7 protein-coding genes are annotated in these 7,930 nt (G+C 63.3%); all 7 read right to left on the bottom strand.

Translation table 11 applies throughout. From position 1 onward, the window contains the following. Positions 1-969, bottom strand: a 969-nt coding sequence (locus tag EN884_RS17085; protein ID WP_245491940.1) for an aldehyde dehydrogenase family protein, incomplete at its 3' end; no start/stop codon positions are given. Next, positions 966-1,772, bottom strand: coding sequence for a creatininase family protein (locus EN884_RS17080; RefSeq protein ID WP_013530431.1), 807 nt, complete (start codon positions 1,770-1,772; stop codon positions 966-968). The genes EN884_RS17080 and EN884_RS17085, both read right to left, overlap by 4 nt. Continuing rightward, complete coding sequence (locus tag EN884_RS17075; RefSeq protein WP_024503985.1) at positions 1,769-2,743, bottom strand: ABC transporter permease; 975 nt, start codon at positions 2,741-2,743, stop codon at positions 1,769-1,771. The genes EN884_RS17080 and EN884_RS17075 overlap by 4 nt, the downstream gene beginning before the upstream one ends. Before the next feature lie 10 nt (positions 2,744-2,753). Further along, positions 2,754-3,776 carry a Gfo/Idh/MocA family oxidoreductase gene (locus EN884_RS17070; RefSeq protein WP_013530433.1) on the bottom strand — a complete coding sequence of 341 codons (1,023 nt, stop codon included), beginning with the start codon at positions 3,774-3,776 and terminating at the stop codon, positions 2,754-2,756. Between the two features lie 10 nt (positions 3,777-3,786). Beyond that, the gene (locus EN884_RS17065) at positions 3,787-6,330 is read right to left on the bottom strand and encodes an ATP-binding cassette domain-containing protein (RefSeq protein WP_063168708.1); all 2,544 of its coding nucleotides are present in this window, start codon (positions 6,328-6,330) and stop codon (positions 3,787-3,789) included. Between the two features lie 116 nt (positions 6,331-6,446). After that, positions 6,447-7,466 (bottom strand): sugar ABC transporter substrate-binding protein, encoded by a 1,020-nt coding sequence (locus tag EN884_RS17060; protein WP_013530435.1) that lies wholly within the window; start codon positions 7,464-7,466, stop codon positions 6,447-6,449. Positions 7,467-7,624: 158 nt separating this feature from the next. Next, positions 7,625-7,930 (bottom strand): pyridoxal-phosphate dependent enzyme (locus EN884_RS17055; protein WP_128360643.1); only part of this gene is annotated, 306 nt, incomplete at its 5' end.

Genomic DNA, 7,930 nt, shown 5'->3' with positions numbered 1-7,930 from the left:
GTCATGGATGGATTTATGCACCAGCACGCGTTCGGTGGCCGTGCAGATCTGCCCGGCATTGGCAAAGCAGCCGGCCCCCACCTGGGCGGCGGCCATGTCGATATCGGCATCGGCTAGCACGATGGTCGGGCCGTTGCCGCCCATTTCGAGCAGAAGCGGCTTGCCCGCGCCACGCCGGGCGATCGTCGCGCCGGTGGCGGAACTGCCGGTGAAGCCGATGGCATGGGTGCCCGGATGAACGACGGCCTCGTCGCCCACCTCCGCACCATCTCCCAGAACGAGATTGATGGCGCCGTCCGGCAAGCCCGCCTCGATGAAGCATTCGACAAGTGCCGTGGCAATCAGCGATGTCGTCGGCGCCGGCACCCAGACAACGGTGTTGCCCGTTGCGACGGCCGGTCCGAGATAGTAGAGGCAGGGCAGGGCGAGCGGGAAATTCCATGGCGTGATGATGGCAAAGATGCCCTTCGGCTGCAGGAAGCTGAAGGCGCGCTTGTTGGCATCGGCCAGGGGAAACGCCGCCGTCTCCAGCCACTTCATCTGCTCTGCCGCATTGCGGAAACCGAGAGCTGCCGCCGATGCTTCGGCCTTTGCCTCGCTGTGGAAGGGCTTACCCTGTTCCAGGCAGAGCAGGTGGGCAAGCTCTTCGGCGCGCCTGTCGATCGCGTCGGCGATGCGTATGCACAATTGAGCGCGTGCGAAGGTTCCCATCTTGCGCATGGTCCCGCGTGCGCCTTCGGCGGCTTTCACCGCGCGACCGACATCGGCGCGGGTGGAAAGGGAGAGATAGCCGAGATGCTCGCCCGTCGAAGGACTATCGATTTTCAGGAATTTGCCCGAGCTGCCGGCAATCCACTCGCCGCCGATGCGGTTGATGCCGATGCGGGCGGCTGCTTCCGGCTCCGAGACGATCGCCATGCCACGCAGGTTGGGGCCTTCGAGAGAAGATTTGAAATGGACTGTCATCATGCGTTCCTTTGGCCGAATTCGGATTGGATGTTCAAAATGGCGGCGCGGCTGCGTTCCACGGCTGCGATGAAAAGTCTGCTGCCGGCCTCCGCGCTTGCCTGCGATGGCGTGCCGATGACGCCGTTGTCGCGGATGGCTTCGAAACGGCGCCAGACGGTGACGGCCGGCGCGGCGTAAAGGTGAGGATCCGGCCAGGATGGCGGAGTGCCGCCTGGCGGGATGAGATCGCGGCGAACGCTGTCGCCAAGCACATGCATCATCAACGACGTTTCAAGCGCGCAAGCGTGACCGGTGCCTGTGGCGGCATCGGGCAGGGCCTGCGCCGCCACGTCGGCGATGAGATCGAAATACGAGAAACCCGCGGTGACGATGCCACGCTTGCCAAGGGTGGTGATCGCCACCTGGATGGCGGCGCGGTTTCCGCCATGGCCGTTCAGCATGACCGGCAGGAAGCCGTCTTCGGCAAGGCAGGTGCAGAGATCGACGAGAACGGCGATGAAGATCTGCGGGCTGAGGCTCATGGTGCCGGAGAAAGAGCGATGATGCTCGGACGAGCCATAGGCGAAAGGTTCGGCGACACGGATGGAGGCCTGTCCTTCCGCCGCGGCGAGCGCAACCGCTTCCGCAAGCCAGCAATCGACGCCGAGCGGCAGATGCGGGCCATGTTGCTCGACAGCGCCGAGCGGTAGAATGACGACGGGTTTATGCACGCCGGCTGTCGCGTGTCTTTCCGTATCCGGGGAGGTCATCAGCGCAAAGCTGGATCCAGGCGGGATCGGCAAGGCCGGAGCTGGCTCGTTCATCGTGCTGCCTCGACAAGCCGGGCCTTGGCGTAGGTCATGCCGGAATCGGCCAGGAGAGCGACCATGATGATTGCTCCCTTGTAGAGTTCGAGGCTGGACGGGTCCGTGCCGAACACCCGAAGCGCTGTCGTCAGCAGGCTGACGATCAGCGCGCCGACGACCGCGCCCCACACCGTTCCCCTGCCGCCGAAAATACTGGTGCCGCCAAGTACGGCCGCGGCGATCGCGTCCAGAAGCAGCGAGGTCCCGCCGATGTTGGGCGTCACGACCGGCACCCGGCTGATCATGATCACGGCTGTCAGGAAGACGAAGATACTGGAGGCGCAATAGACGAGGATCGTGTGTTTCGTCACCGGGATGCCGGCAAGTTCCGCGGCTCCGGCATCCGATCCGAGCGCATAGGTACGCAGCCCGAAACGGCTGTGCCGCATCAGGATTGCTGCTACGGCGACGATCAGCAGCGTTGCGAAAATGACATTGGGAATGCCGAAGCTGCGTTCGATGCCGACCGCGCGAAGCGTCGGATCCTTCAGCATCAGGACGCCTTTGGAGGCAACGGCAAGCGTTGCGCCCTGCAGCGCGACCATTGTGGCCAATGTCGTCACGAAGGGCGGTATCTTCAACAGTGCGATAACGGCGCCGTTCGCGAGGCCGATCACCACCATCACGGCAAAGCCGACGAGCAAGGCAAGCGGCAGGCTGGCGCCGCCGTCGATCAGGCTGGCGATGAAGACGGCACAGAAGGCGACGCCGACGCCGGCGGACAGGTCGATGCCTGCCGTCAGCAGAACGATCAGGGCGCCAAGCGCCAGTATGGCGATCGGGGTCGCCTGGGCGACGATGTTGATGAGGCTGGCGGTTGAAACGATGCGGGCGTCGATGAGCGCGAAGATCGCCAGCAGGATGACCAGCAGGATCAACGGCGAGAGGTCGAGAAAGCGCCTGCACCAAATGTTCTGTTGGCGGGTCATGAGGGTTCTCTCATCGGATGTGCCAATCTTCGACCGGTTCGCGCAGGCCTGATTTGACGCTGCGCAGGATTGCATCATTGACGGCGACGGCGCGCAGGGCGTCGTCGAGCGGCATCACGAAAGGGGTTTCGTCGCGAACCGCGGAAATGAAATGGTGGACCTCCTCGAAGAGATCCCCGGTGATGCGGCCATTGACGGTCGGCCAGTGCAAGGCGTCGGGCTGCGACCACTGTCCATGCGATAGGATACGTAGACCGTGGTCGCGCACGTCGAGGTCGATCATGCCTTCGGTGCCGATGATTTCGGTGCGCGCCCAGATGCCGGTCGGAACGGTCGGTGGCAGCGTCCAGCCGAAGTAGAGCTGTCCGCTCATTCCGTTCGACAGCTCGACGGTGGAGAAGATCGCGTCTTCGGAGCGAACTCCGAGCGAAGGCATGAGCTTGGCGACCGATCGGGAGTAGACGGCGATGATGTCTGAACCTGAGATCCATTGCAGCGCATCCACGTCGTGCACGCCGAGGTAGAAGCAGACGCTCGAGTTTCCGTTCATGCGAAGACCGACTTCGCGATTGGTGAAACGGCCGCTGCTGCCGTGGATCGGCTCGCCGATCCGCCCGGATTTCACCGCTGCCGCGGCTTCGCAATAGCGCGGGTCGAACCGCAGGATGTGGCCGACCAACAGACGCGCGCCGTTTCTCTCCGCCGCTTTCGCAATCGCCTTGGCAGCGGAAAGATCATGAGCCATCGGTTTTTCGAGCAGCACCGGCTTGCCGGCATCGAGCAGAGTGCGGCAGACGTCTTCATGCAGCGTATCGGGTGCCGCCACTATGTAGGCGTCGGCGGCATTGGCAGTCAGCGCGGCGGCGGCATCGGTGAAATGCCGGACGCCGAAATCGGACGCGGCCTTGCTTCCCGAGGCAGCGTTCGGATCAACGAATGCCGATAGTTCCGCGACAGGGCTCTCGGCAACCACCTGCGCATGCAGGAGACCCATGTAGCCGGCACCGACGATGGCGATCTTCAATTTGCTCAAAGGGTCCTCCTTACAGGCATGGTGCAAGGTTGGATGCTGGCCGGGGTGCGCAGGCTGGTGGTGTGATCGTGCGATCACCGAAGGCCAGCGTCATCACATCTTCTTCCGTCGCCCCACGCGCCAGCGTGCCGACAGAGTGGCCTTCGCGCATGACGACGATGCGGTCGGCAACGCCGAGGACCTCGGGCAACTCGCTCGACACCATGAGGATCGCCGCGCCCTCGGCCTTCAATCTTGCGATCAGGTGATGGAGTTCGGACTTTGCGCCGACGTCGACGCCGCGTGTCGGCTCGTCGAGCAGGATGATCTTCGGCTTGGTGGCAAGCCATTTGCCGATGACGACCTTCTGCTGATTGCCGCCCGAGAGTTCGATGGCCATCTTGTCGGGCTGGGCCGGCCGCACGCCGAGTGAGCCGATGAGATCGCGCGCGAGAGCCAGGATGTGGCGAGGTCTCAGCAGGCCGAAGTGACTGTTGTCGCGAATCCAGGCGAGGGACAGGTTATCCCTGATCGACATCGTGCCGACAAAGCCTTCCAGATGCCGGTCTTCCGGTATGTAGACGATGCCGGCGCGATTGGCGGTCTTGGTGTCGCCGCTGGTCTGCTGCCCGCCGAAAATTCTGAGGGTGCCGCCATGCATGGGATCGAGGCCGGCAATCAGCCTGAGCACTTCGGAGCGGCCGCTGCCCATCAGGCCGGCGAGCGCGACGATTTCGCCCCTGCACACGCTGAGCGTCGCAGACTTCAAGAGCTTGCCATCGGAGATGTTGCTGATCTCGATCGCGGTCTCGCCGACTTGCGCTTTGAGATAGGGGAAGATGTCGCCGACATCGCGCCCGACCATCATGGAGACGATCTCGGCCTCGCTGGTCTGGCTGGTCTGGCGCTCGCCGATGAAGCGCCCGTCACGCAGAACGACGACGCGGTCGCACTGGCTGAAGATCTCTTCCATCTTGTGCGAGATGTAGAGGATGCCGGCGCCGCGAGCTCTCAGCCTGTCGATCAGGTCATAGAGCTGGTCGCGCTCGCGGTTGGAGAGCGCGCTGGTCGGCTCGTCCATGATGAAGAACCAGGCATCGGACAGAACGGCACGGGCGATTTCCACCATCTGCCGGTGCCCGACGGAAAGCGTTCGCAGTTCCGCGCCAATGTCGATATCGAGCGACAGCTCGTCCATGATGGCTTTCGCATCGCGCCGCATCCGGGCCCGGTCGAGAAATCCCAGGCGGGTGTGCGGTTCGCGGCCGATGAAGAGATTCTCCGCCACGGTCAGGTCCGGCGAAAGGCTGAAATGCTGATGGATGACGCTGATGCCCTTGGCGGCGCTGGGGGAGTGGAACTGGACGGCGTTGCCGTCGATGACGATCTCACCCTCGTCCGGGCGATGTAGACCGGAAATGCACTTCACCAGCGTCGATTTCCCGGCCCCGTTCTCGCCGGCAAGTCCCACCACCTCGCCGGCCGAGACGGCAAAGCTGACACCGTCGAGTGCCTTGACGCCCGGAAAAGACTTGCCAAGCCCGCGCAAGGCGATGCTGTGTTTGCCGACCGATGTTGCGGCGGTGTTGCGGGGCGACGGGGTGGACTTGCGGCCACCGGTCTTGAACAAGGCGGCGACACTCTCCGGCTGGCTGGTGAGAACGGCCACCAGAATGAGGCTCGCGGTGACGAAATAGATCAGGATCTGCGGCACCTGCAGGAACGACAGGCCGGTGTTGATGACGCCCAGCAGCAGCGCCCCGATCGCCGTTCCCCAGATCGAGCCCTGGCCGCCGGAGAGTTTCGTGCCGCCGATGATCGCGGCTGTGATGGCTGTAAATTCAAGGCCGGTGCCGGCAAGCGGCTGTGCCGAACCAAGGCGGCCGATGGTGAGGATCGCGCCGAGCCCGGCTGTCGCACCGGCAATCAGGTAGACGGAGATGCGCACGAGGTCGACGGGAACCAGAGAGGCCCGCGCCGCCCCCGCATTGCCGCCGATCGCATAGATCCAACGCCCGTATACCGTTCGATTGAGCACGAACCACCAGAGGCTCAGGCAGATGGCGGCGATGATGACGGAGACCGGCAGCAGGCCGATTGTCTCGCGTCCGGCGAAAAGCAGGACCGGATCGGCGACCGCGATGCTGGATGCGCCGGAGAGACTGAGCGCCAGGCCGCGCGCGAACGCCATGGTGGCGAGCGTTGCGATGAAAGGGGAGATGCCGGCAAAGCCGATCAGCGCTCCATTGAGCAGACCTATCGCGGCACCGCCACCGATCGCGGCGAGAAGGCTCAGGCTCGCCGAGCCGGTTGCCGTATAGGCAAGACCCGCGGCGATGCCGGAACAGGCGAGGTTGCTGCCGACGGAAATATCGATGCCGCGCGCGATGATCACGGCCGTCATGGCAAAGGAGATGAGGGCGATGACCGCACTCTGCTGCGCGATGCTGACAAGGTTGCCGGTCGACAGAAAGCGCGGATCGATCCAGCCGAAGACGGCGATGGCGACCAGCAGCACCGCGATGAGAACCGGTTCGTTGCGCCGTAGTAACGGAGAGGTCCAGGACTGGAACATGGGTCGGTCCTCTTATCGAGCATCATGCGCGGTCACCACGGAAGCGGCGACGGCGATCGTCAGGAAAAGGGGACGCCGGATGATACGTCATCCGGCGCTTGAGCCGCTTTAGGCTGTTACTTTGCCAGGGTCATGGCGGTCGCCGGAACCTTGGGACCGAGTTGCTCGGTATAGTTCTTGGCTTCCACCGCCTCCTTGTCGGTGTTGATGTATTCGAAGGTGAGGCCATCCGCCTTGAGCTTCGCCGCCGTCGCATCCGAGGTCACGAAATAGGTCGGCATGTAGAGATCCTGCGGCAGCTTTTCGCCGTTGGCCAGGCGAGCGGCAACGGCGATGTTCCAGTAGCCGACACGATAGGCGCCGGTCAGCACGTCCATCACCATCTTGCCGTCGTCGATCAGCGGCTTCATCTCGGCGTCGCCGTCATAGCCGCCGTAGAGCAGCTGGGTTCCCATCGAACTGGCAACGGAATCGGCTGCCAGGCAAAGGCTGTCGGAGATGCAGCCGATGGCCTTCAGGTCCGGATAGGTGGTGAGCCATGTCTGGGCGGCATTCGTTGCCTTGGCTGCGTCCCAGCCGGTCGGCTCGATGCCGACGACCTTGATGTCCGGAAACTCCTTTTTCAGGGTTTCGACAAAGCCTTTTTCGCGCGTGTCGGACACGAAGTTGCCACGCGAACCGACGAGCAGGGCGACTTCGCCCTTGCCGCCAAGCGACTTGCCGAGCGCGCGGGCAACCATCGACATGTTGTCGTAGTCCGGATAGAGCGTCGAATAGTTCGAGCCTGCCTCGACCTTGTTGCCCATGGTGATCACCGGAATGCCGGCGGCAGTGGCTTTCTGGATCACCGGAATGACCGCGTTCTTGTCGATCGGATCGATCAGGATCGCGCTGACGCCCTGATTGATGAAATTCTCGATGATGCTGACCTGTTTTTCCAGGCTACCCTCGGCGCTCTGCCAGGTGGATTTCACCCCATAGTCGGCGGCAGCCACGTCGCCGGCTTCCTTCATGCGGACAAAGAAGGAGTTCTGCAAGTCGATTGCCGCAAGTCCAAGAACCTTTTCCGCGGCAAGCGAGGGCGTTGCGATGGCGAGTGCAAGCAGAGCAATGGATGCTTTCAGGGAAATGCGCATGTTTCAGTTCTCCTCTTGTTGCGACAGGACGATTCTTCGCCTCTTTTTCATGTCCCGCACGACGACCGTCCCAGCGACAGGCATTCCGGCGGTATTCCGCGGCACTCGTGCCGTATCCATGTCGGGCCGCGTCTTGCGTGGACCGGCCTTTCTCGACCTCAGCCGTTCAGGCCTTCGACACCGGCGCCGCAGACAAGCCCGGCGATGCGGGCGCCGCGCGGTGGCTTGAAAGCTCCGCTCATCAACGCGGCCAGCGATGCCGCGCCGCTGAGGTCGGCGGCGATGCCGAATTCGAACCAGAGCAATTCAGCGGCTTTCTGCATGTCCGCATCCTCGACAAGGACGATGTCGTCGACGTGCTTGGCGACGATCTCGTAGATACTTTCGTCCGTGCGGCCGCAGGCCATGGTCGCCACCTTCGTCGTTATCTCGGGCAAGCGAACGACACGGCCGGCAGTCAGGGA

The sequence above is a fragment of the Mesorhizobium sp. M7A.F.Ca.AU.001.01.1.1 genome, from assembly GCF_004022735.1.
In the GTDB taxonomy this organism is placed as follows: Bacteria; Pseudomonadota; Alphaproteobacteria; order Rhizobiales; family Rhizobiaceae; genus Mesorhizobium; species Mesorhizobium ciceri.
This window is presented reverse-complemented; position numbering and strand designations above follow the sequence as displayed.